Annotated in this window: 21 protein-coding genes and 4 pseudogenes; 12 read left to right on the plus strand and 13 right to left on the minus strand. The window is 63.3% G+C overall.

Going from position 1 to position 23,465, the window contains the following annotated elements:
- Nucleotides 1–136: 136 nt before the first annotated feature.
- The 4 genes and pseudogenes from GKZ68_RS21950 (at nucleotide 137) to GKZ68_RS21965 (ending at nucleotide 2,231) form a co-directional block, all read left to right on the plus strand.
- Nucleotides 137–655, plus strand: coding sequence for a thiamine pyrophosphate-dependent enzyme (locus GKZ68_RS21950; RefSeq protein ID WP_254244187.1), 519 nt, complete (start codon nucleotides 137–139; stop codon nucleotides 653–655).
- On the plus strand, nucleotides 562–1,485 hold the full coding sequence (locus GKZ68_RS21955; RefSeq protein ID WP_254244188.1) for a thiamine pyrophosphate-dependent enzyme: 924 nt from the start codon (nucleotides 562–564) through the stop codon (nucleotides 1,483–1,485). The genes GKZ68_RS21950 and GKZ68_RS21955 overlap by 94 nt, the downstream gene beginning before the upstream one ends.
- Nucleotides 1,374–1,682 (plus strand): annotated as a pseudogene (locus GKZ68_RS21960) (tungsten formylmethanofuran dehydrogenase); the annotation flags it as partial. The gene GKZ68_RS21955 and the pseudogene GKZ68_RS21960, both read left to right, overlap by 112 nt.
- 207 nt (nucleotides 1,683–1,889) lie before the next feature.
- Nucleotides 1,890–2,231, plus strand: a complete 342-nt coding sequence (locus GKZ68_RS21965; protein WP_254244256.1) for a transketolase C-terminal domain-containing protein — start codon at nucleotides 1,890–1,892, stop codon at nucleotides 2,229–2,231.
- Between the two features lie 6 nt (nucleotides 2,232–2,237).
- Here GKZ68_RS21965 and GKZ68_RS06770 read toward each other — a convergent pair.
- Together GKZ68_RS06770 and GKZ68_RS06775 are read right to left on the minus strand one after the other, a co-directional pair.
- Nucleotides 2,238–2,992: pseudogene (locus GKZ68_RS06770) on the minus strand (IS5 family transposase).
- A 91-nt stretch (nucleotides 2,993–3,083) separates the two neighbouring features.
- Nucleotides 3,084–5,945 carry a BamA/TamA family outer membrane protein gene (locus GKZ68_RS06775; RefSeq protein WP_173112323.1) on the minus strand — a complete coding sequence of 954 codons (2,862 nt, stop codon included), beginning with the start codon at nucleotides 5,943–5,945 and terminating at the stop codon, nucleotides 3,084–3,086.
- On the opposite strand from GKZ68_RS06775, the gene GKZ68_RS06780 reads away from it, so the two are divergent.
- Nucleotides 5,936–6,691 (plus strand): RNA methyltransferase, encoded by a 756-nt coding sequence (locus GKZ68_RS06780; RefSeq protein ID WP_173112326.1) that lies wholly within the window; start codon nucleotides 5,936–5,938, stop codon nucleotides 6,689–6,691. The genes GKZ68_RS06775 and GKZ68_RS06780 overlap by 10 nt on opposite strands.
- 119 nt (nucleotides 6,692–6,810) lie before the next feature.
- On the opposite strand, the gene GKZ68_RS06785 is transcribed toward GKZ68_RS06780, so the two are convergent.
- From GKZ68_RS06785 to GKZ68_RS06830, 11 genes and pseudogenes are all read right to left on the minus strand, one after another.
- Nucleotides 6,811–7,956 (minus strand): porin family protein, encoded by a 1,146-nt coding sequence (locus GKZ68_RS06785; RefSeq protein WP_173112329.1) that lies wholly within the window; start codon nucleotides 7,954–7,956, stop codon nucleotides 6,811–6,813.
- Nucleotides 7,957–8,047: 91 nt separating this feature from the next.
- Entirely contained in the window at nucleotides 8,048–9,016 is a 969-nt protein-coding gene (locus GKZ68_RS06790) for a hypothetical protein (protein ID WP_173112332.1), read from the minus strand.
- 13 nt (nucleotides 9,017–9,029) lie between these two features.
- A complete protein-coding gene (locus tag GKZ68_RS22605; protein ID WP_367949226.1) occupies nucleotides 9,030–9,350 on the minus strand; it encodes an RNA polymerase sigma factor in 321 nt (106 codons plus the stop codon).
- A gap of 17 nt (nucleotides 9,351–9,367) precedes the next feature.
- Nucleotides 9,368–9,481 (minus strand): annotated as a pseudogene (locus GKZ68_RS22610) (RNA polymerase subunit sigma-70); the annotation flags it as partial.
- 146 nt (nucleotides 9,482–9,627) lie between these two features.
- Nucleotides 9,628–10,314, minus strand: coding sequence for a hypothetical protein (locus tag GKZ68_RS06800; protein ID WP_173112335.1), 687 nt, complete (start codon nucleotides 10,312–10,314; stop codon nucleotides 9,628–9,630).
- A gap of 276 nt (nucleotides 10,315–10,590) precedes the next feature.
- Nucleotides 10,591–11,079: a peptide deformylase gene (locus tag GKZ68_RS06805; RefSeq protein WP_173112338.1), complete on the minus strand. Its 489-nt coding sequence runs from the start codon at nucleotides 11,077–11,079 to the stop codon at nucleotides 10,591–10,593.
- A gap of 162 nt (nucleotides 11,080–11,241) precedes the next feature.
- Nucleotides 11,242–13,305, minus strand: coding sequence for a S9 family peptidase (locus GKZ68_RS06810; protein ID WP_173112341.1), 2,064 nt, complete (start codon nucleotides 13,303–13,305; stop codon nucleotides 11,242–11,244).
- Nucleotides 13,306–13,338: 33 nt separating this feature from the next.
- Nucleotides 13,339–14,673 (minus strand): amidohydrolase, encoded by a 1,335-nt coding sequence (locus tag GKZ68_RS06815; RefSeq protein ID WP_254244189.1) that lies wholly within the window; start codon nucleotides 14,671–14,673, stop codon nucleotides 13,339–13,341.
- Nucleotides 14,674–14,948: 275 nt separating this feature from the next.
- Nucleotides 14,949–15,218, minus strand: coding sequence for a barstar family protein (locus GKZ68_RS06820; protein ID WP_173112344.1), 270 nt, complete (start codon nucleotides 15,216–15,218; stop codon nucleotides 14,949–14,951).
- 7 nt (nucleotides 15,219–15,225) lie between these two features.
- Complete coding sequence (locus GKZ68_RS06825; protein WP_173112347.1) at nucleotides 15,226–15,588, minus strand: CoA-binding protein; 363 nt, start codon at nucleotides 15,586–15,588, stop codon at nucleotides 15,226–15,228.
- 137 nt (nucleotides 15,589–15,725) lie between these two features.
- Nucleotides 15,726–17,302 (minus strand): annotated as a pseudogene (locus GKZ68_RS06830) (NAD(P)/FAD-dependent oxidoreductase).
- A 170-nt stretch (nucleotides 17,303–17,472) separates the two neighbouring features.
- On the opposite strand from GKZ68_RS06830, the gene GKZ68_RS06835 reads away from it, so the two are divergent.
- The 7 genes from GKZ68_RS06835 to GKZ68_RS06865 all read left to right on the plus strand — a co-directional run bounded on the left by GKZ68_RS06835 (nucleotide 17,473) and on the right by GKZ68_RS06865 (nucleotide 23,453).
- Nucleotides 17,473–17,862 carry a hypothetical protein gene (locus tag GKZ68_RS06835; RefSeq protein ID WP_173112351.1) on the plus strand — a complete coding sequence of 130 codons (390 nt, stop codon included), beginning with the start codon at nucleotides 17,473–17,475 and terminating at the stop codon, nucleotides 17,860–17,862.
- Between the two features lie 524 nt (nucleotides 17,863–18,386).
- Nucleotides 18,387–19,361 (plus strand): NADP-dependent oxidoreductase, encoded by a 975-nt coding sequence (locus GKZ68_RS06840; RefSeq protein WP_173112354.1) that lies wholly within the window; start codon nucleotides 18,387–18,389, stop codon nucleotides 19,359–19,361.
- A complete protein-coding gene (locus GKZ68_RS06845) occupies nucleotides 19,358–20,266 on the plus strand; it encodes an AraC family transcriptional regulator (RefSeq protein ID WP_173112357.1) in 909 nt (302 codons plus the stop codon). Before GKZ68_RS06840 ends, GKZ68_RS06845 begins: the two co-directional genes overlap by 4 nt.
- Before the next feature lie 107 nt (nucleotides 20,267–20,373).
- Nucleotides 20,374–20,739, plus strand: coding sequence for a helix-turn-helix domain-containing protein (locus GKZ68_RS06850; RefSeq protein ID WP_173110521.1), 366 nt, complete (start codon nucleotides 20,374–20,376; stop codon nucleotides 20,737–20,739).
- Nucleotides 20,648–21,334 carry an IS630 family transposase gene (locus GKZ68_RS06855; RefSeq protein ID WP_302051990.1) on the plus strand — a complete coding sequence of 229 codons (687 nt, stop codon included), beginning with the start codon at nucleotides 20,648–20,650 and terminating at the stop codon, nucleotides 21,332–21,334. The genes GKZ68_RS06850 and GKZ68_RS06855 overlap by 92 nt, the downstream gene beginning before the upstream one ends.
- A gap of 214 nt (nucleotides 21,335–21,548) precedes the next feature.
- Complete coding sequence (locus tag GKZ68_RS06860; RefSeq protein ID WP_173112360.1) at nucleotides 21,549–21,947, plus strand: NUDIX domain-containing protein; 399 nt, start codon at nucleotides 21,549–21,551, stop codon at nucleotides 21,945–21,947.
- A gap of 228 nt (nucleotides 21,948–22,175) precedes the next feature.
- Nucleotides 22,176–23,453 (plus strand): MFS transporter, encoded by a 1,278-nt coding sequence (locus GKZ68_RS06865; protein ID WP_173112361.1) that lies wholly within the window; start codon nucleotides 22,176–22,178, stop codon nucleotides 23,451–23,453.
- The last annotated feature ends 12 nt before the right edge of the window (nucleotides 23,454–23,465 follow it).

The following is a 23,465-nucleotide window of genomic DNA, read 5'->3' on the forward strand; positions in this document are numbered from 1 at the left end:
ACAGTGAACAGGTGGCGAAAAGGGCTCGCCGCGTGCCGCGAAGCATTGTTCACTGCTCACTGCGCACTACTCACTGGCTACAAAGGTCGGGCCAGGGCGTAATTTTACCATCCCCACTGGATCTCCCCACCCCTGTATGTTCCTCGATGCCCTAGCCGCTACCTCGGCGGCCACCCCGGCCCCGCCCGAAATAGACCTGCTGCGCCGCGCTTACCTATTGATGCACACGGCCGCCGAGATGGCCGCCCTTTACGAAGCCCAGAAAGCCGTGGCCGCCCGCTACGTGCACGCCACCGCCAGGGGCCACGAGGCCGTGCAGCTGGCGGCGGCCTTTTTGCTTACCGGCGCCGACTACGCCGCGCCCTATTACCGCGACGATGCCCTGCTGCTGGGCCTGGGCCTGCGGCCGTATGAGCTGATGCTGCAACTGCTGGCCAAGCGCGACGACCCCTTCAGCGGGGGCGCACGTACTATAGCCACCCCAGCCTGCGCCGGTCGGGCGTGCCCGTCATTCCGCACCAAAGCTCGGCCACTGGTATGCAGGCTATTCCGGCGACGGGTATGGCACAGGCCATCAGCTATTTGGAAAGCCAGGGGCTGGCCAGCCAGGCTAGCCAGCCGCTCGTGCTATGCTCCATCGGCGATGGGGCGATGACCGAGGGCGAGGTGAGCGAGGCGCTGCAAATGGCGATTTTGCACCGCTTGCCCATCGTGTACCTGGTACAGGACAACGACTGGGGCATCTCAGCCACCGGCCGCGAAATGCGGGCCATGGACGCCTATGAGTTTGCCGCCGGCTTCCCCGGCCTGCACCGCGTGCGGGTCGATGGAGCCGACGTGGTGTCGTCCTACAACGGGCTAGCCGAGGCTTTCGAGCACGTGCGGGCGCGGCGCGGGCCGGCGCTGGTGCACGCCAAATGCCCGCTGCTGGGCCACCACACCAGCGGCGTGCGGCGCGAGTGGTACCGGGGCGACAACCTCACCGAGCACCAGCAACAAGACCCGCTGCCCCGCCTGCACCGCCGCCTGCTGCACGCCGGGGCCAGCGAAGAGGAGCTGGCTAGCCTGGCGGCCCAGGCCCGCGCCACCGTGCTGGCCGACTGGGCCGAAGCCCAGGCCGCGCCCGACCCTGACCCCGCCACTTTTGCCGACCACGAGTTTGCGCCGCCCGCCGTATTGGCTGAGGCCGGCGAGCGGGCCCCCGCCGGCGCCGACAAAGTGCTGATGGTAGACGCCGCCCTGCACGCCGTCGATGACATTTTGCGCGAGTTTCCGGAGGCCTTGTTCTACGGCCAGGATGTGGGGGCGAGCTGGGCGGCGTGTTCCGCGAAGCGGCCCTGCTGGCCAAGAAATACGGCGCCCAGCGCGTCTTCAATACGCCCATCCAGGAGGCCTACATCGTGGGCAGCACGGCGGGCATGGCGGCCGTGGGCGCCCGGCCCATTGTGGAAATTCAGTTTGCCGACTACATCTGGCCGGCCCTGAACCAGCTGGTCGAAGAGCTGTCGAAGAGCTGCTACCTAAGCATGGGCAAGTTTCCGGTGCCAGCGCTCATTCGGGTGCCGGTGGGGGCCTACGGCGGCGGCGGGCCGTACCACTCAGGCTCGGTCGAAAGCACGCTGCTCACCATCCGGGGCATCAAGGTGGTGTACCCCAGCAATGCCGCCGATATGAAAGGCCTGCTGCGCGCCGCGTTCCTTGACCCCAACCCGGTTATATTGCTTGAGCACAAAGGTTTATACTGGAGCAAAGTGCCCGGCACTGAAGATGCCAAAACCACCGAGCCGGCCGCCGGCTACGTCATTCCGCTAGGGGTGGCGGCCGTGGCCCAGGCCGCCGACGCGGCAAAGCTAGCCACCGGCGAAACCTGCGTGGTCATCACCTACGGCATGGGCGTGCACTGGGCCAAAGCGGCTGGCCGCGCCTACCCCGGCCGCGTCGAAATCCTGGATTTACGCACCCTCAACCCGCTCGACTGGGAGGCCGTGCAGGCGGCGGTGCGCCGCCATGGCAAGGCCCTGGTGCTCACCGAAGAGCCGCTGCTCAACTCCTTTGCCGAGAGCCTGGCCGGGCGCATCCAGCGCCACTGCTTTCGCCAGCTCGACGCGCCGGTGTTCACCCTCGGCGCGGCCAACCTACCGGCCATTGCCCTCAACGTGGAGCTCGAGAAGCAGATGCTGCCCAGTGCCGCCAAGGTGGCCACGGCCCTCGGCGAGCTGCTGGGGTACTAGGAAGTGTTAACAGTCACGCAGCCACAGTACGGTGGCCGCCAAGTGAATAAAAGCCAGAAAATGCGCATCCAACTTGTCGTAGCGGGTGGCCACGCGCCGAAATTGCTTCAAGCGGCTGAAAAGCCGCTCCACGGGGTGACGCTGGGCATACTGCGCCGCGTCGTAGGCGCGGGGCGTGCGGCGCTTGCGCCGGGGTGGAATCACGGCACAGGTACCACGCGCCGCCAGGGTCGCCACGAGCGGGTCGGAATCGTAGCCGCGGTCGGCGATAAGGTAGGCCGGGGCCAGGCCTACGAGCAGCGGCAGGGCCTGCGGGGCATCGTGGCGCTGGCCCGCCGTCAGCCCGCCGCGCACGAAGCGGCCACGGGCGTCGGCCACGACGTGCAGCTTGCTCGTCAGCCCGCCGCGGCTGCGGCCCAGGGCTTGTGGCCCGTTTTTTTGCGCGCCCCTGACGCGTGTTGGTGGGCCCGTACCGTGGTCGAATCCACGAGCAGCGTGTGCAGGGCATCGTCTTGCTGCACCGCTGCCAGCACCCGCGCCCACACGCCCGCGGCAGTCCAGCGCTGGAAACGGGTGTACGTGGTGTGCCAGTTGCCCCAGGCCGCGGGCAAGGCCCGCCAGCGGCAGCCGTTGCGCGTGAGCCAGCGCACCGCCTCCACAAAGCGGCGGTTGTCCTGGCCCCGGCCCCCTTTCGTGCCGGCGCGACCTGGTAGTAGTGGTTCAATCCGCGCCCACTGCGCGTCAGTCAACAGGTATTCCATACCCGAACCTAACACCTACTGTTAACACTTCCTAGAGGAGTTAGGAGCTGGCCGAACAGTCAACTCTTAACTTTTAACTTATCCTAACTCCTTAGAATGGGTAGCCCAGGCCCACGTTCACCACCGTCTGGTTGTCTACGTGGCGCAGGGCATTTTGCAGGCGCCAGGGCGCGGCCGTTTCGGTGGGGTCGTAGACTTTGGTGGCGATGTCGAAGCGCAGAATGAGGAAAGTAAAATCCATGCGCAGGCCAAAGCCCGAGCCCACGGCAAACTGCTTGTAGAAGCGGTCGAACAGGAACTCGGCGCCCGGCCGGTTGGTATCGGGCTGCAAGGCCCAGACGTTGCCAAAATCGGTGAAGAGCGCGCCCTTGAGAAACGAATAAATCGGAAACCGGTATTCGAGCGAGCCTTCGAGCAGCACCTCGCCGGGCTGCTCGGTGTAGTAGTCGCGGTTGCCGTTGGGTAGACGCGTAGCGTAGGAGCCGGTGCCGAGGCGGCGCGGACTCCAGGCGCGCACGCTGTTGGAGCCGCCCGCAAACAGGTACTTATCGTAGGGCAGGATGTACCCGTAGGTGGCCGGCTGGCCCGGCAGCGGGCTAGGGTCGAGGCTTTGAGTCAGGGCGTGGGCCACCCCGCCGTTGAGGCGCCAGGCCAGGTAGGTGAGGGGCGACAGCTTGTAGTAGCGGCGATAATCAACCGTCAGCTTGGCAAAGTTGTAGACCGAGAGCCCGGTGTCTTTAAACCACTGCTCGTTGCGGTACACCCCGCGCGTGAGGCCCCCCAGCTCGGCAAAAATGCGCAGAAAATGCGCGTTGCGCGTCTGGTTGAGGTCGTTGGAATTGTAGAGCGAGGTGAAGCTGAAACTGGGCTCGTAGATGGGCAAAAACGAGCGGTAGAGCGGGCTGCCCTGGTTAACGCGCAAGTCGGTCAGGCGGCGCTGGTAAAACTCGCTGATGTTTCGGGTGCGCACCAGGCCCAGGTCGATGGGCGTGAAGATATACTGCTGATAGCCCGAGGCTTGCCAGAGGTAGTCGAACGTAAACTCGGTATTGCTGCGGATGTAATAATTGGTGTTGGTGTAGGTAGTCGAGAGGGCTAGCCGCGTGCGGGGCTGGTCGTTGCGCAAAAAATTACCCAGGTGAAAGGGCGTCAGAAACTGGGGCAGTACCAGGGCGGCCGTCACGCCGTACTGCACGGTGTAGGTGGCGGCGGTGGTGTTGCCACTGTCGCCGAGCTGGGTTAGCTGGCCCTCCACGCCGGCCCGGCCGCTGAGCTCCAGCACCTCGGCCCCGCCGAAGGGGTTGCGCCACTTCAGGCGCAGGTTGGCAAACGGCCCCACCAGGCCCGCCACGTAGGTACCGCCAAATTCGGTAGTTTCGGAAAAGCGCGGGCTGGGCGAGGTCGTGACGATGGCGTCGAGGTAGTTGGCCGTGCGTCGGGGGGCGGTTGTGCCCGGCCGCAGCGTCTGGCTGCTGTCGGCGGTTCCGGCTTCGGCCGGGCTGCTGAGCCCCACCTTGCGGTAGCTCACGGTATTAAACCGGAACATGTCGAGGTTAGACAGCTGGCGCTGGGTGCGCTGGGTGCGGGTCTGGCTGTAAAGCTGCCCCGGCCGCACGCTTATCTGCCGGGCCAGGATGGTGGGGCTGATGGGCAGCGGCCCCCGACTCGAAAAAATAAGCGAGTCGAGCCGCACCGTATCGCGCGGAATGGCCCGGCGGCCGGCCCGGCGCAGCCGCCGCGCGCTCAGCGAGTCGGCCACGGCCGCCGGCGTCACACCGGCCGGCATGTTGGCCGTCGAGATGCGCCCCGACCCCGGCGCGCGGCCCGTGAGGCTGGTAGTGTCGGCCGGGGCTAGCCCGCGGGCGCGGCGGTTGGTCAGCCCCGGCCGCGTGGTATCGCCCGACGCCAGGCGCAGGGCGCGGGCCTGGTTGACGTCGGTGAGCACCGTGACGCGGCGCAGGCGGTAGGCGCGGTGGCCGCCGGGCGGGCTGGCAATGAGCAAGCGCAGGCGCACCTGGTTTTTCTCGAAGCTGGTGTCGGCTTCCAGCGTAATATACTGCGCGCGAAAATCATAGTAGCCCGCGTTCTTGAGCAAGGTTTCGAGGCGCTGCCGCTCCTGGCCGATGAGGTCTTCGTTGTAGGCCGCCCCCACGTGCAGCAGCGTGGCTGCCTGCGCGCCGTTCACTACCCGGGCCACGCCCGTGTCGGGGATGCTGCGCGTGAGTTGACTCAGCCTGAAGCCTTTGCCCTCGCGCACCTGGTAGGTAACCGTGACGAGCCGGTGCAGGCGCCCGCCCGCCGAGTCGCGCAAGGGGGCGTAGGGCAGCGGCTTGCGCAGCCCTAGCCCGCGCATCGTGCGGGCAATAATAGTTGGCTTCGAGCGGGCCGAGTCGGTAAACGTGGCTGTGGCTCGGAAATAGCCCTGCGAGCGCAAATAAGTGGTAAGCTGCTCCACGGTGCGCTGGCTCAGGCTCGGGTCGTAGATGACCGGCGGCTCGCCCAGGCGCATGAGCGAGTTGCCTTTTTCGAGGGCCGTGCGCTTGCGGGCCAGGCGGCGGTCGCGGCGGGCCAGCAGCTTGCCGCTGCGCGCTGAGTCGCCCTGGGCCGAGGCTAGCCGGCCAGCGTATTTCTGCTTGATATTCGCAATCTTCCGCTCAATGCGGGTCGAGTCGTAAAACGAGTGCCCAAACTGGTACACCGCCAGCTTCGGAATGGGAATGGTGCGGTTGGGCTTTTGCTGCACCAGCGTGAGCAGGCGTTCCTGCTGGGGCGTCGTCAGGCCCTCGCTCTGCATCACTACTTTGGTGAGCAGGCGCTGCTTGGGCTGCAACAGGCGCAGCGGCGAGCAGCCCACGGCCACCAGCAGCACCGCCAGCCCAAGCAGCAGCCCGGCCGCCGCCGCGCGGGGGCCGAAGCGCGGCCGGTCGTTACTTTGTTGTTCTAATGGTTTCAAAAGCCCTCGCTAAATACATCCGGTCGCTGCACCAGCGCAAATATCGGCAGCGCCACGCCGCCTTCCTGGTCGAAGGTGCCAAAAGTGTGCTAGAACTGCTCGGCTCCGGCCTCGAAATCGAGCATTTGCTCGCCACGCCGGCCTTCGCTCCGCAGCTGGCTGGCCCCCGCGCCCTGCCCGTGCAGCTCGCCACCGAAGACGAGCTAGCCCAGCTCGGCACGCTGCAAACCAACGCCGCCGCGCTGGCCGTAGTGCGCCGCCCGCCCGAAAGCGAGCTGCCGCTAGCCCTGCCCGCCCGCCGCCTCGTGCTGGCCCTCGACAACGTGGCCGACCCCGGCAACCTCGGCACGCTCTGGCGCCTGGCCGACTGGTACGGCCTGCCCGGCGTGGTGCTGAGCGAAAATTGCGCCGACCCTTTCAACCCCAAAGCCGTGGCCGCCAGCATGGGCGCCTTCGGCCGCGTGCCGGTGTGGGCCGACGTAAACCTGGCCGCCTGGCTTTCAGGTATGCCTACAAGCATCGGTATTTACGGCGCTGATTTAGAAGGTGATAATGTGCACAAGCTGCACCTGCAGCCGGCCGGTGTGCTCGTCATGGGCAGCGAGAGCCATGGCCTCAGCCCCGCCGTAGCGGCTAGCCTTACGCAGCGCCTGCACATCCCGCACGGCCCCGGCGGCCGCGCCGAAAGCCTGAACGTAGCCGTGTCGGCCGCGATTTTGCTGGATAATTTTTTTCGCAACGAGTAATAGCACAAATCCAAAAAACGTCACGCTGAACTTGTCGAAGCATCTCTACTGTATCGCTGAGCGACACGGTGAAAATGCTTCAATAAGCTCAGCATGACGCGCTGGTTGGCGCAATCCCGCTATTGCAGCAGGCGCAGGCCGAAGCTCAGCGTCTGGGCCTGCAGGCCCTGGCCGGCGCGGAAGAGTGGGTTGAGATTATATTTTGCAAAGAAGGTTAGCGACCCGAAGCCGATGACCCCTTGCAGGCCGTACTGCCAGTCGTTGAGGTTATACGGGCCGTAGTCTTTGTCCTTGTAAGTCGTGTTTTCCTCGAAGTACTTGAGCTTGGTCCAGCTAGCCAGGCGGTAGCCCACGAAGCCGCCCGCGCCCAGGCGAAAGTGGCTGTGGCCGTGCGGATTGAGTTGCAACATCAGCGGCACGGTGAGGGTCGAGGTCGCCAGCTTGGTTTTCTGGTACTGCCGGCCGTTGGTTTCGAGCACCACGCTGGTCAGGCCGTTCTGGTTCACCCACTTGTGGTTGCCTTCAAGCATGTAGTTGTTAAAGGCAAACTCGGGGCCGACCTTTAAATAAAGCGGGCTGCGCCGCCCGCCCAGCCGCTGCTTAAAGTTGAGGCCGATATTGACGTAGCGCGAGCCGCCGGTGCGCAGGTCGAGCGGGCTGGTCGGCGTCTGGCCGGCCGGCGTTACGCGGTCAATACGGTTGTTAACGAGCGCATTAAGCCCCAGGTCAAATATCACGTCGGTCGAAGACGACTTGCGGTCCCAGCGCGCCTCGCGCAGCGAGTCGCGGTAAGCCTGGCGGTCGGGGCGGCTGGCCGCGGCGCGGGGCTGGTCGTTGGTTTTGCCATCAATGTTAACAACGACGCCGAATTTCTTTTCCAGCAGCACCTCTACCTTGTTGCTAGGGCCATAGGCGCTGCCCGACTGCTTGCGGGTGGTGATGCGGATTTCCTCGGGCAGGCCCTGGTCGGGCTGGTCCTGGTTGGGGTGAAACACGGTGGTCAGGCGCTCGGTATCAGCCGCTTTCGTGGCGGCATCGGCCCGCCGGATGTAGCCATCGAGCCGCGCCACCAGCGAGTCGAGGTGGTACTGCGGCAGCTGGCGCAGCTGCTGCGCGTCGCGCACCACCAGCGTCAGCACGGCCTTATTGGGAAGGCGCACCACGATGGTGTCGGCGGGCGGCGGGCCCAGCGTGCGGGCCTGGGTACTAAACGAAGCGGCGGCGAGCAGGGCGGCCAGCGCGGCAGAAAAAAGGGAAGATTGCATGGTTGAAGGCGTTGCGAAAGGATTGTGAAAGAGAAGCCTGCCTCGTGCGAAGGCAGAAATACAGGATGCTATTCGGCTAGGGGATAAGAGCTTATAGCTGAACGGTTTTGCTCAGTGTGCGGCCCCCGAGGTGGGCCTGCACCGTCACGGTTTCGGGCAGGCCGGTGGCCTCGGCCAGGCTCACCGGCTCGCCGTGCACCAGGTGGTCGGCCTGGCGCAGCAGGCCTCCTAGCCGCAGCCGGGGCCGGCGGGTGGGGGCCGGCTCGGCCGCCGCTATAACCGGTGCAGCGGCCGGCTGGCTCGGCTCGGGGCCGCGCCGCACTTCGACCTCGACTATCTCGGGCTGGGAAGCCATGGCGACGGCCACTACCGGCGGGCGCTGGTCAGAAGCCGGCGCAACGGCTAGCGCTTCGGCCGAAGCAGCCGGAGACTTACTAGCCGGGCTATTCCGCCGCCCGGTGGTGGCCAGCTGGCCTGTTGCCGCGTCCGGCTGCTGAACGCGGCCAGCCTCCCGGAGCGCAGCGGCGGCGCGGCGCGGCCGGGTAGCGGCGGCTATCGAGGGGCTAGATGAAGAAGCGGTTGCGGCCGTTGCCTGCGCAAAGAAATTTTTCCGGTTTTTTTCTTTTGCGGCAGCGACATTGTTGGCAATGCTTTGGTCATTCAGCGGTTGGGCTAGGGTATGGGTGGCCACTTGAGGAGCCCCGGCCGGGGTTTTAGTAGTCGGAAGCGAGCTGGCTAGCCCACCTCCGGCTTGGTTCAAATAGCCACCGCGCCACAGGCCGCCGGCCAGCAGCGTGAGCAGCAGCACGGCCGCCGCCGAAAGCTGCCACCAGGCTACCCGCCGGCGCTTAGGCTGCGGGTGCAGGTGCTCGTCTTCCAGGCGCTCCCACAACTCGCGGCGGGGCTGGGAAGCGTGGCTTCCCAGCCCCGTGCGGAAGTGGGCGTCGAGGCGCTCGGCCGCGGCCAGCTCGGCTAGCCGGTGCTGCAGGTCCTCGCCGGGCGGCGTGGCGTGCTGGCCCAGCTGCTGGCGAAAAAGGTCATCAAGGTTATCAGAAGGCATAGCGGATAGCAAATTAAGAAGCCATAACTACGTGTAGCCGCCGCTGCAGCAGGGCCCGCGCCTTGCTAAGCTGCGACTTGCTGGTGCCCTCCGTGATGCCGAGCGCTTCCGCAATCTCGGGGTGCGAGTAGCCCTCGATGGCGTAGAGGTTGAACACCGTGCGGTAGCCGGTGGGCAGGCTTTGCAGCAGGGCCAGCAGCTCGTCGGCCTGCAGCTGGGTATCGGCGGTGGCGGGGTGGCGGCCAGGTTTTCGGGTTGGGCAAAGTCCTCGAAGGAAAGGTGCAGCGGCTCGCGGCGGCGCAGCTCCATCAGGGCCTGATTCACCATAATGCACCGAATCCAGCCCTCAAACGAGCCTTCCTGCCGAAACGTGGGCAGCGCCTGGAACACCTTGGCGAAGCCCAGCAGCAGGGCCTCCTCGGCGTCTTCCTGCCGTTTCAAATAGCGGCGGCACACCGTCAGCATCAGCCCCGCAAACTGGTCGTAGAGCTGGTGCTGGGCACGGGGCTCGCCCCGCAGGCAGGCGGCGATAAGGTCGGGCTCAGTCACGAGAAAGGGTAGTAGTAAGGCAGTGGCTAGGGGTAGTTGGGGCGGTAGATGCCGGGCAGGGGCTAGCGGTTGCCTAGCGCGAATGAATTTTGCAAAGAAAAAGCCCCGCCGGTGGGGCGGGGCAGTTCGCTATTTAGCGTAAATGATTGGTTTGTCAGAGTCTTTATATCAGAGTCTTTATAACCGTAGAAAGCGCCGTACTGTGCTTTCGCTTTGCGCTGAGTCAGCGCCGAATCTAGGACCAATCCGCTGGGGCGGACTTCGTAATAGAGCGTTGGAATATACATCCGTCGGCGGCCCCGCGTATCCTCCCACTGCTCTCCCCAACTATAAAATCCGGAAAATTCGGCCCGGCCGTCATGGTCAACATCGCGCGCCGGCCCGTCAAACGTAAGGAGCGTATCAATATGAGCAACCCGGTCAGGCTCAATAAAAAAGCGCCGCGCCAATGCCTTCAGGGGGCGGTTATCATAGGCTATTAACAACTCGCCCCGGCCTGGCCCGGTTGGTATCCAGAGCGGGTAGAGGTGGCGGGCCAGCGGTTCCAACACGGACAGGTCGTAGGCTAGCCCATCGGTGGTATCACGGTAGATTTCTTTACCTGACTGCCGAATGGTAAACGCTATTTTTATGTCGCCTGGGTCACCCACTATGGCGGTATCGGCTCGGGGAATGCTATGGTAGCCGACTACCAGGCCCGGGGCCAATGTAGTGTCATCGGCAAATGCCAGGTTGTGCAACGAAGGCACATCACCAGAGGGCGTTGGCTCTGTCGAAAGCCGTGTATCTTGGTTGGTAGCAGGGAGGATAGGAGTCGGCCTAGCGGTGAGAGGAGGTCGGTTTTTAACGCTGGCAGAAGGATGCGTAGACGTAGGTGTGCTATTGCAAGCCGTGAGCGTGCCCAGTGCGACAGCCGCTAAATACCTGCCTAAGCAACTCCTTAGAGAGGGAACTAGCATTTTATTACTAGAATAAAGCTTTAAATAAGCTAAAATACTGGCTGACGAAGTGCTGAACTTGTCTTGTCACGGCCGCCACCGAAATGACTGATTATCAATGGCGCGCATAGTGCACAAAATGCCATCCAAGTGGTCGCACTCGTGTTGCACTAGCTCGGCTACAGCGCCCTGCACGGCCCAGCGCCGCGGCTGCCACTGCGCGTCGCGGTAGGTCACGGTCAAGGACTCGTGGCGCCGCACGCGCACCAGCAGGTTGGGGAAGCACATGCAGTCGTCCCAGAGCGCAAACATCGCCGCGCTCAACTCGCTCAGCTCGGGGTTGAGCAGCACGTGGGGCTGGCCGTCGAGGTGCAGGTACACCAGGCGCTTCATGATGCCGAGCTGCGGGGCCGCAATACCGCGCCCGAAGTGGTATTTCGCGCGCACTTCCTGCATCACATTATGCAAATCGGCTACCCAGCCGGCCACCAGGGGCAGGTCGGCCTCGGCCACCGGTGCGCAGACTTCGTAGAGGCGCGGGTCGCCGAGTAATACCAGGTCGGCCAGGGTTTTCATAGAAAGTAGAAAATGAACGGAGGAAATTAAATTAAAATGGAGCTGAACGTCATGCCGAGCCCGGCGAAGCATCTCGCTCGCATCGCTAGGGTACTATCCTACACGATTCGGGCGAGATGCTTCGCCGGGCTCCGCATGACGAAAATAAATTTCTGACAGCCGCTAATTCGAGCCGGCGCGCGGCGCCTCGGCGTGGCCGCCGGGTTGCAAATACGTGTCCATCCAGTCGAGCCAGAAGCGGTTGCGCTCGCGCTGGCGCACCGGGTCGCTGGCATTGTGCGCGGCCACCGGCCAGGCGATGAACTTGGTCGTGACGCCGTTGTCCTTCAGGGCATGAAACAGCTTGTACGACTGCGTGATGGGCACCCGCGGGTCGGCCGTATTGGCCAGGATGAGGGTGGGCGTGCGGATGCGGCCGGCCAGGGTAATGGGCGACTGCTCGCGGTAGTTGAGGGCGTTGGCCTCGCTCAGCCAGGGCGACTCGCCGATGGCGGCCGCGCGCTGCACGTTCGAGTCGCCCAGATTATACTGGTCGAGCCAGTCGGTGACGGCCGCGCCGGCCACGGCGGCTTTCCAGGCGGTAGGGTAGTGGCCGAGCAGCCACACGGTCATGTAGCCGCCATACGACCAGCCACTTACGCCGATGCGGGTAGTATCGACCATGCCGCTGCGCTTGAGCTGGGCTAGCCCGGCCATCACGTCGCGGCCCGGTCCAGCACCCGCATCCTTGAAAATGGCAGCCTTGTAGGCGTTGCCCAGGTTGTCGCTGCCCCGGTAGTTGGGCTCAAACACGAAGTAGCCCCGGCCCGCAAACAGCTGCGCCTGCGCCGAAAACGTGGCCGTAGAAGCCGCCGTGGGCCCGCCGTGAATGACGAGCACCAGCGGGTACTGCTTGCCCGCCACGTAGTTGGCCGGGTAGGTCAGCTCGCCGTCGTTGGTCACGCCGTCCGATTGCCAGGTCAGGGTTTGGGCCTTGCCCAACTGCAAGTCCTTCACGGCGTGGTTGAAGTTGGTGAGCTGCCTGGGCTTGGCCGTAGTGGAGGGCAGATAGAACAGCTCGGCCGGCTGGCCAGGGTCGGTGCCGATAAAGGCCACGGCGCCCGTGCGGCTCACGGCCACATCGACCCAAAATGACCAGTTGGGGCTCACCGAGCCCAGGTTGAGCCGGCGGGCCGCGCCGCCCTTCAGCGGCTGCACCCACAGCGAGGTGCGGTTGCCGTCGAGCCCCCCTAGCAGCAGCGATTTGCCGTCGGGCATCCAGATGGTGCGAAATACGTCGCGGTCCAGCGCCGGGGTGAGGTTCCGGCCCTCACCACCCGCCACCGGCGACACCCATATTTCATTAATATTCATCGTATTGCCCTGGCGCGGATACCAATAAGAAAGCTGCGTGCCATCGGGCGAAAACGACGGGTAGCCCTCCAGCAGCTTGCGCGTGGTGAGCGGGTGCACCGCGCCCGTGGCCACATCGAGCACCTGCACGGTGCGCTGGTTGCCGTTGCCCGAGTGCGGCGTGGGCACCTGCACAAAGGCCAGTGATTTGCCGTCGGGGCTCCACGAAAGCGGCGACGCTGGCGCCCCCGGCGGAATGGTCACGGGCAGGCTCCACGCGCCCGAGGTCAGGCGCCGGGGCTCGCCGCCGGCCGCCGGCAACAGCCAGATGTGCGAAGCCGTGGGCGCCGCGCTCAGAAACAAGTCGTTGTTGCCCACCTCAAACGCATCGTAGCCCTTGTCCACCGGCCCGGCCGCGTTGCTGGGCTCGTCGGCCATTACGAAGGCCAGCGCGCTGCCATCGGGCCGCCAGGCGTAGTGCTGAATGGCTTTTTTGGTGTGCGTGAGCTGGCGCGGCTCGCCGCCCGCCAGCGGCTGCACAAACAGCTGCAGCGCCGCCTCTTTGCCGGGGCCCGTTTTGGCCAGGTAGGCCAGCTCCTGGCCGCTGGGCGACCACCGGGGCTGGGTCAGGCCGTTCTTGTTGGCGGCCAGCACGCGCTGCTCGCCGCTGGGCACGGCCACCAGCACCACGCCCGTCAGGTAGCGGTCCTCGGCGTAGTCGGGCGTCGAAGTCACCACCGCAAGGCGCTGGCCATCGGGCGAAAACTGCGGGTCCGAGAGGCCGGTCAGCTTGGCCAGGTCGGCCAGCTCGAACGGGTGCTGCTGGGCGCGCAGGCCGAGCGGCAGCAGGGCTAGCCACAGCGCGGCTACCCGCCAGGAGTATCGGTTTTTCATGGTCGCAACGGGAAAAAGTGAAAAAAGGCCGCGCTAATCGCGGTAGTTCAGGGCCGGCTTGCGGTCGCCGAGCAGCGGCTTGTACACGTAGCTGCCTACCTGCTGCGTAAGCTCCGCCTTGGCTTTGGCCAGCAAATCGGGAGTAGTGAAGAGGTCGATAGCCGTGAGGGTCATCGTCTTGGCGGCTACCATCATGCCCTTGGTGCCCACTTCGAGGCCGCTGCACGCCACGGCCTGCCAGCTGTGGGCGGGCGTGCCGGGTATCCAGGTGGCGGCCGTGAGGCCCACGGTGGGCACCACGTAGCTCACGTCGCCCACGTCGCTGCTGCCCCCGGCGTCGCGGGGCTTGTAGCTTCCAACTTCCGCCGCCTGGGTCACGGGTGGCGCGGGCACCCCTAGCGAGGCCTGAATCTGCTGGCCAAAGGTGGTCTCCTCGGGCGTGTAAGTCACGCCGCCAACCTGTTCGAGGTTGGCTTGCAGGGCGTGGGCCAGCGTTTGGTTGACCAGCAGCTCGTGGGTGCCCCCGATTATCTCGTAGTCGGTGGTGGTGCCGGTGCCCAGCGCCGCGCCTTCGGCGGCCTTGGCCACGCGCTCAAACACGGCCTGCACCACGGCCCGGTTGGGGTGGCGCACGTAGTAATAGACCTCGGCAAAGTCGGGCACCACGTTGGGCGCCTTGCCGCCGCTCGTGATGACGTAGTGAATGCGCGTTTCCTGGGGCACGTGCTCGCGCATCATGTTGACCATCACATCCATGGCTTCTACCGCGTCGAGGGCGCTGCGCCCGCGCTCGGGGGCGGCGGCGGCGTGCGCCGCCACGCCGTGAAACCGGAACTTGGCCGATTTATTGGCGATGTACGAGCCGGTCATGGCGGCGTTTTCGTTGCTGGGGTGCCAGTGCACCACCGCGTCCACGCCGTTGAAAAGACCCTCCCGCACCAGGTACACCTTGCCGCTGCCGCCTTCCTCGGCCGGGCAGCCATACACCTTCACGGTGCCGTGCAGCTTGCCTTCCTTCAGCAGCTTTTGCAGCTCCAGGCCGGTGGCCACGCTGGCCGTGCCAAACAAGTTGTGGCCGCAGCCGTGGCCCGCGTCCTGGCCGGCAATGGGCGTCTTCGTAGCCACTGCCTGCTGGGCTAGCCCCGGCAGCGCGTCAAACTCGGCCAGCACGCCAATCACCGGCTGGCCGCTGCCATACGTGGCCACGAAGGCCGTGGGCATGCCCGCCACGCCTGCCTGCACCGCAAAGCCGTGCTCACGCAGCGTTTTTTGCAGCAGCGCCGAGCTTTGGGTCTCTTTATAGCCCACTTCGGCAAAGCCCCAGATGCGCTGGGCCAGCTGGCGATACTCGGCGTAATGGGCCTGCAATTCCTGAATGGCCTGGGCTTTCAGCGGCTCGGCCGGGGGAGAGGGCTAGCCGGCCGGAAGGCCAGCAGGCCGGCGCCGAGCAACCCGAGTAAGTAGTAGTTTTTCATGCAACTAAATTGACTAAGCAACCTGCCAAAAGTAGGAGGTCTGCGGCGGGTCTTTGCAAGTGTAAGTCAATAATTTGTTGAAATAATGCCGCTGGCGCGCTGGGGGTAGCAGTGCGTAAATGCAGCAGCACATAAAAAAAGCCCCGGCGCGGGGCCAGGGCTTATGGGCTAATCTACTTGTAAATAGCATCCTTCATCGAGGTCAGCAGCTTCCTGAAAAACCTGCAAAGTCCGGTCGGCATAGTCACCTAACAGTAACTGGCTGTGCGCAAAGTCTTGCCAGATAAGGGTAACGGGCAGCGGAATTGTCGCGCTGATTAAATCCCAAAGCGCGTCCAGGTTGCGGCCATAGTAAGGGAATGCCAGCGCTTCGTTAAGCCAGTCGTGCAGCTCGTCGCGGGTGGCGAGCTGGCGGCCGGGTAGCACTACAGTTTTCACGGCTAGCCTATTGCTCGTACTGCCCCACGCTGAGCATCACCAGCGTGCAGGCTTCCTCGGTTCGGATGCCGGCGGCCTGAGCTTTTTGCTCCAGCTCGGGGTTTTCGGTGCCGGGGTTGAAGATGATGCGGCGCGGCTTGAGGCTGAGAATATAGTCGTACCAGGCCGGCTGGTTCTGGGGGCCGACGTAGAGCGTCACCGTGTCGATACCCGTCTCAGCGGGGCGGTCGGTGTGAATGGCGAGGCCAGCCACCTGGCCTTTGCGGATGCCCACGGGCACTACTTCGTGGCCGTGGCGCTGCAGGGAATGCACGGCCTTATAGGCGTAGCGGTCAGGGTTGTCGGTGGCTCCTAAAACTAAAGTTTTCATGGAAATAAAATCAAAAAGCACGTCATGCTGAGCTTGTCGAAGCATCTCTACCGCGCCGCTAGGGTCAGTAACCCAACTGGCGCGGCAGATATGATTCGGCAAGCTCAGCATGACAACGATTATTAAACAAACGGGTTTTAGCGCCCCACGGCTACCGCTAGTGCCTCGGCCACGCGCTCGCCGTCCATCGCCGCGCTCACGATGCCGCCCGCGTAGCCCGCGCCCTCGCCGCAGGGGAAGAGGCCGGCCACTACCGGGTGACGCAGCGTTTCATTGTCGCGCGGGATGCGGACGGGCGACGAGGTGCGGCTCTCGACGCCCACAATCTGGGCGGCGTTGGTGGCAAAATCGGGGATTTTGCGGCCGAAGGCGCGGAAGCCCTGCCGCAGCCGCTCGCTGAGGGCGGGGCCGAGCACGGCGTCCATCTCCACGCTCACCAGGCCGGGCTGGTAGCTGGTTTCGAGCAGGGTAGGGGAGAGTTTCTTTTGCAGGAAGTCGCCTAGGCGCTGGGCGGGGGCCAGCTGGGTGTTGCCGGCCAGGCGGCAGGCGCGCTGCTCGATTTCCTGCTGCAAGCGCAGGCCGGCCAGCACGCCGTGGCGGGCTACGTCCATGTCGGCCAGCTCCACGGCGGCCACGATGCCCGAGTTGGCAAAGCGCGAGTCGCGGCGGCTGGGGCTCATGCCGTTTACCACTACCTCGCCGGGCGCGGTGGCCGCCGGCACGATGAAGCCGCCCGGGCACATGCAAAACGAGAACACCCCGCGCTGGGCGTCGCGCACCTTGGTTTGCTCGACCAGCGCGTAGCTGGCGGCCGGCAGCAGCCCGCGCTCGGGCCGCCCGTACTGCGCCCGGTCGATGAGCGCCTGCGGGTGCTCGACGCGCACGCCTAGGGCAAACGGCTTGGCCTCGATGGCCACCCCGCGCCGGTGCAGTAGCTCGTAGATGTCGCGGGCCGAATGGCCGGTGGCCAGCACGGTGGCCTCGGCCTCCAGCGCCTCGCCGGTGTGCGTGACCACACCGCGCAAGTGGTTGTCTTCCAGAATTAAATCCTCGACCCGCGTCTCAAACCGCACCTCGCCGCCGGCCTCGATGATGGCATCGCGCAGGCTCTGCACCACGGCGGGCAGCTTGTTGGTGCCGATGTGGGGGTGGGCATCGACCAGGATATCGGGGGTGGCGCCGTGCTGCACCAGCCGCCGCAAGATGCGGCCCACGTCGCCGCGCTTGGTGGCGCGGGTGTAGAGCTTGCCATCGGAGTAGGTGCCCGCGCCGCCCTCGCCAAAGCAGTAGTTGGAGTCGGGGTGCACGAGGTGTTCCTTGTTGAGGGCGGCCAGGTCGCGGCGGCGGGTGCGCACGTCCTTGCCGCGCTCCAGCACGATGGGCCGGATGCCCAGCTCGATGCAGCGCAGCGCCGCAAACAGCCCCGCCGGCCCCGCCCCACGATGAGCACCCGCCGCCGGGCCTGCCGCACATCGGGGTATTCAAACCACGGCCCCAGCAGCTCGCGGGCGGGGGCGGGCGTGGCGCGGTCGTACACGTCGGCCCGCAGGCGGATGAGCGGCCGGCGGCCCCGCGCATCGAGCGAGCGCTTGCGGATGTGCACAAAATCGGCTTCGCCGGGGCGCAGGCCGGCGGCGGCCAGAATGGCCTCGTAGCGGGCCAGCTCGTTGTAGGCTACCTCGGGGGCGAGGGCCAGGTCTAGTTCTTGTTTCATAAAGCAGGCGAACGGGAGTTAGCCGTTAAGCAAGCGCAAATTTATGATGGGGGCGGAATGGGTGGGGCTGGTTGTGGCTTATACTTGCGGGCATTGTACCAATAGCTGTGTAATACCCGTAGTTACTGTGTGGAGAATTTCGAGAACTACGATATTAACGGTTATTGATTATGAATATTTTCGATAAAATATTTGGAAGGAAGAAAACGATTGACACAGCTTACCAAACTGACATCAAGATGGATACTTTAGAGGATTTTGCAAAGCTTTCAAGTGACAACCGTATGTTGGCTTTAATGAGGTTTAGTGACAGACAGCAAGTAAATATAAATCATTTTGCTATTTTTCAATTTGCCATTCTTTCCGACCCTAATAAGAACGTAAAGCTTACTGCTTTGAAAAGAATACATGCCTTCAAAGAACATCCGGATATAATGCCAATGATGAAAAAATTTATGGCAGAAAATGATAACAATGGCTTAGAGCCATACTTTTCAATGGCATTAAGCAGACTCGGGATTATTTCCTTGGAAGACCTTAATACAAAATTAAATAGTTAGTTTATTTTCAATTGTAAGCAATGAAATATTTGAAAATAATTCTTGGGATGCTTCTCTCACTAAGTGGATTTGTGCAATTGATAAAAGTAGTCTCAATCTATTTAAGTCAACCTTTGGATAAGTGGCCAGTTGGTGCTGAGATTGGAACAGGATTAGTGCTTGTTGCTGGGATTCTCATATTCAAGAGTGGTCTTCAGCACAAGAAAGATAAACGGGTAGTTAACTAAATAGCACACTGTCTGCCGCTACGTTCGGCCCCATGCTTGCCTTCCTACTTCGCCTTATCTTTCCCCGCTCTCTCAGCCACCTAGCGACCCTAGCCGCTACGGGCAGCCGGCGGGCTAGCGGCCGGGACCGGGCGGCATTTTGGCTAACACAAAGGGCATTTTGGCCGCTACGGGCAGCCGGCGGGCTAGCGGCCGGGACCGGGCGGCATTTTGGCTAACACAAAGGGCATTTTGCGTAAGCCTGCTTTTCGGGGGGTGATGACCTTTGTATCGTCAACCACCAGAAAATAATTTTCGATGAAAGCAGTAAGAATCCACGCATTTGGGGGGCCGGAGGTCCTGCAAATCGAAGACGTAGCGCGCCCCGTGCCGGCGCCGGACGAAATCCTGGTCAAGGTGTACGCCAGCGGCGTAAACCCCGTCGATTGGGTAATTCGGGAAGGCGCCAACGAGATGATGAGGTCATTTTTGACCTTGCCGCTGACCCTGGGCTGGGACGCGGCCGGCACCGTGGCCGAAGTAGGCAGTGCGGTAACCGACTGGCAGCCCGGCGATGCCGTGTACGGCCTGCCCAATTTTCCCGGCAACGGCAGCTACGCCGAGTATTGCGCGGCCAAGGCCAGCCAGTTTGCCCGCAAGCCGCAGGGCCTCAGCTTCAACGAGGCGGCGGGGGTGCCGCTGGCCGGTCTCACGGCCTGGACGGGCCTGTTTGCCCACGGCAAGCTCCAGGCCGGCCAGCGCGTGCTCATTCAGGGCGCTTCGGGTGGGGTAGGGAGCTTCGCGGTGCAGTTTGCCAAGGCCAAAGGGGCGTACGTCATCGGCCTCGCCTCGGCCGGCAACCTGGCGTATCTTAAGGAGCTGGGCGCCGATGAGGCGCTGGACTACCGCAGCCAGCCGTTTGAGGACGTGGTGCGCGACGTGGACGTGGTGCTCGAAGCCTCGCCCCAGCGCGACAACGTGGAGCGCCTGAAATCGGTGGCCGTGCTCAAGCCCGGCGGTATCTTCGTGAGCGTCAACGTCGATGCGCCGTTTGATGAAACAGTGCTGGCCGCCCTGGCCCAAAAGCAGGCCACGGGCGAGTTGGCGCCCAACCAGCCCCGGCACGACTGGCTAGCCGAAATCGCCCAGCTAATCGACGCCGGGCAGGTGAAGGTTTTTGTCAGCCAGGTGTTTCCGCTGGCGCAGGTGGCCGATGCCCACCGCGAAAGCCAGACCTGGCACGTGCGGGGCAAGCTCATCCTGGAAATAACCAAGGACGACGCGCCGGCATGAGGCACTTCAAAACGCTCAGCGAATTCCACGAGTTTGCGCAGCTGCCCAAGCCCCAGCATCCGCTGCTGAGCGTGGTGGATGTGGGCGCCGTGCCGCACCAGGCCGAGGCGGAGCCCACGACGATGCTGCTGGATTTTTACGCCATTTCCGTCAAACGAATGCGGAACGTGAGCATGAAATACGGGCAGCAGCCGTTCGACTTCAACGAAGGCATCCTGTCGTTTATGGCCCCTAGCCAGGTGTTTAGCATGGCGGTGGCAAACAAAGCCGAAGCGGTAGAAAAATCGGGGTGGGTGGTGTACATCCACCCCGATTTTCTGTGGAATACGTCGCTGGCCAAAACCATCAAGCAGTACGATTTTTGGGATTATTCGCTCAGCGAAGCGTTGTTTTTATCGGCTAAAGAAGAGGCGACTATTACGAATATTATTCTGGCCATCGAGCAGGAATGCAGCGGCAATATTGACCGGTTCAGCAAGCAGATAATTATCTCGCAGGTGGAAGGCCTGCTGAATTATGCCGACCGGTTTTACCACCGCCAGTTCATCACCCGCGAAAAAGCCAACCACCAGGTGCTCGAACGGCTGGAAACCCTGCTGCATGAGTATTTCGCCAGCCCCAACCTGGCCGAGCGCGGCTTGCCCACCGTGCACTACGTGGCCGAGTGCCTGCACCTGTCGCCCAAGTACCTGAGCAATATCCTGCGCCTGGCCACCGGGCAAAATACCCAGCAGCATATTCACACCCAGCTGATTGCCAAAGCCAAAGAAAAGCTCTCGACTACCACCTTGACGGTCAGCGAAATTGCCTACGAGCTGGGGTTTGAGCACGTACCCTCCTTCAGCAAGCTTTTCAAGGCCAAAACGAGCCTCTCGCCCGGGGAGTTCAGGGCTTCGTTTAGCTAATGTTTGTTCTGGCGTTAAACGCGGAGGGCGACCCACAAGCGGAAAACCAACTTATAGCGGATTCTAGAACGGTGTAGCTACTATAAAGCTGTTTACGTACCGGGTGTATGCAAGCCTATTCTCTTGATTTGCGGCAGCGTATCGCGCAAGCGTGTGCCGAGCCCGGGGCGCGACAAGCCCACGTCGCCGCCCGGTTTTGCGTGAGTGTGGCCTTCGTCGGCAAGCTGCTGCGTCGCCAGCGGCAAAGCGGGCAGTTGGCCGCCCTGCCCGGCCGCGGTGGTCCGGCCCGCTGCCTGGATGCGGCGGCGCAGGCCTGGCTCGGGGAGCAGGTGGCGGCCCAACCCGATGCCACCCTGGCCGAGTTACAGACGCTCCTGCTGGTTGAGCGCGGGCAAGCCGTTAGCCGGGGCTCCGTCTGGCGGGTGCTACACGAACAAGGCTGGCGACGTAAAAAAAAGCCTGCACGCCACTGAGCGCGATACGCCCCGGGTACACGCCTTGCGCAGCGCGCACGTCGCGGCTATCGCGCAACGCCCCGACGTAGCCCGCTTTCATTTTCTGGACGAGACCGGCCTGCGCCTAGACTACACGCGGCGCTATGGCCGGGCGCAGGCCGGCCAGCGTGTGAGTGGGGCCGTACCGTTGCGCCGCCCGGCCCGCTCCCTAACCTTAATTGGCGCCTTGTCCGTGCACGGGCTGCACGGGGTCCAGGTGCTGGAAGGGGCCTTGAATCAGCGCAGCTTCGCCCTGTATATCAGCCGCATCCTGGCCCCGCAGCTACGGCGCGGGGACGTGCTGGTCCTCGACAACCTGCGGGTGCATCACCTGACCGGGCTGCGGGAGTGGCTAGCCCGGCGCGGCATCGAAGTGCTGTTTCTGCCCCCCTACTCGCCCGACTTTACCCCCATCGAGCAGGCCTGGAGCAAGCTCAAAACCAAGCTGCGCCACGCCCAGGCACGGACCCGCGACGCGCTCGAAGAAGCCTTACATACCGCCATCGACTGGCTTACTGGCCCCGATGCGAAAGCGTGGTTTAATCACTGTGGCTATCACGTACACCGTTCATGAATCCGCTATAAAACCCTTGTTGTCAATAGGTCTATTTGCCTGAAATGGCTATCCCCATGAGAACCTTCGTGCCGGATAGTTAGAGGGGTATCTGCAAAGGCCAGCCCGGACACGACCTGTTGCTGGAGCAGGCTATTCGGGCGGCGCGGTGAGGGGGCTGCCAGGATTTGGGTTATTGTAACATCACACACAGAATTTAATTTGTTGTTTGCAAATGAAACAGATTGATAAACTTGCCTGGATAGAATTAGAGAATAAGGTGATTCTTATGGCAAAAAGCTATGGAAAGGAGCTATTTTACATTCCAGGTGGTAAAAGGGAGAATGATGAAACTGACGAGCAGGCTTTATTGCGGGAGGTTTTTGAAGAATTGACCGTTACTATTGATAAGAAAACACTGAAGTACCTAGGGGTTTTTGAAGCGCAAGCTCATGGGCAGCCAGAGGGAATAACAGTAAAGATGACTTGCTATTTAGGTAAATACTCGGGGCAGTTGCGTGTAAGTTCGGAAATTGAGAGTATTGAGTGGTACCAGTATGCTGACAAGTATAAAGTCGGGCCGGTCGATAAAATAATTTTTGATTATTTGCATCAAAACGGCTTGCTAGATTGAATCGAACTGATGTGAGTTTAGCGCAGCGTAACTCGTGACAACATTGACGATGAGGTTGTACCTCATCTGCCGCAACGCGGCAAGCGGCGCTGGTTACTTCTTAATAGCTCGCCCGCCGTCGATTGCCGCGTTGCGGCAGTGGAGGCGCAGCCTCCACGTCAGGAGAAAGCACGAGTTGCGCTGCGCTAGCCTCGACGCCAGCTTGCGCCCGCCGCTACCTTCGCGGCCATGTCCGCTTCTCCTTTTCGCTCCATCGTCTCCGGCTCCATCGGCAACCTCGTGGAATGGTACGACTGGTACGCCTACTCGGCCTTTGCGCTGTATTTCGCGCCCGTTTTCTTCCCCAAGGCCAACCCCACGGCGCAGCTGCTGAATACGGCCGCCATCTTCGCGGTGGGCTTTCTGATGCGGCCGCTGGGCGCCGCGTTTTTGGGTAATTATGCCGACAAGCACGGGCGGCGGGCGGCGCTCTTATTATCGGTGCAGCTGATGGCGGGCGGCTCGCTGCTCATTGCCTGCGCGCCGGGCTACGCGACTATCGGGCTGGGCGCGCCGGCTATTTTGCTGCTGGCTAGGCTGCTGCAAGGTATCAGCGTGGGCGGCGAGTATGGCACCTCGGCTACCTACCTCAGCGAGATGGCCGGGGCGCGGCACCGGGGCTTTTGGTCGAGCTTTCAGTACCTCACGCTCATGGGCGGGCAGCTATTGGCGCTGATTGTGCAGCTGACCTTGCAGCAGTTCGTGACGCCCGCCGAGATGACAGCCTGGGGCTGGCGCATCCCGTTCGTTGTCGGGGCCGGGGCCGCGATGGGCGCCCTCTACCTGCGCACCCACATGAGCGAGACCGCCGCCTTCGAGCAGGATAAAGCCGCAGCCCAGGCCACCAACCGCCCCGCCAAGCTCTCGGCCGTGCAGCAGCTCAAAGCCTGTCCGCGCGAGACGCTCACGGTGGTGGGCCTCACGCTGGGCGGCACGCTGGCTTTCTACACCTTCACCACCTACGCCCAGAAGTTTCTGGTGAATACCAGCGGTTTTACCAAGGAGCAGGCCACGCTGATTTCGTTCGGGGCGATGGCGGTGGCGCTGCTGTTTCAGCCGCTACTGGGGGCGGTTTCCGACGTGGTGGGGCGGCGGCCGGTACTGCTGTTTTTCGGCATTGGGGCCACGCTGGGCACGGTGCCGCTGCTGCGCACGCTGGCCCACACCACCAGCCAGTGGGGCGCGTTCGGGCTGCTGATTGCGGCGTTGTTCGTGGTGAGCGGCTACACCAGCATCTCGGCCATCGTGAAGGCCGAGCTGTTTCCGACCCACATTCGGGCGCTAGGGGTGGGGCTGCCGTTTGCCCTCACGGCGGCGCTCTTCGGCGGCACCGCCGAGTACCTGGCGCTGCTGGCCAAGGACCAGGGCGTGGCCGAGTATTTCTACTGGTACGTGACGGGCTGCGCCTTTATCTCGCTGCTCGTGTACTGGCGCATGGGCGAGACGCGGGCTAGGGGGCATATGTGAGGCAGTGCAGCG

Origin of the sequence: Hymenobacter sp. BRD128 (genome assembly GCF_013256625.1) — a bacterium.
Classification (GTDB): domain Bacteria; phylum Bacteroidota; class Bacteroidia; order Cytophagales; family Hymenobacteraceae; genus Hymenobacter.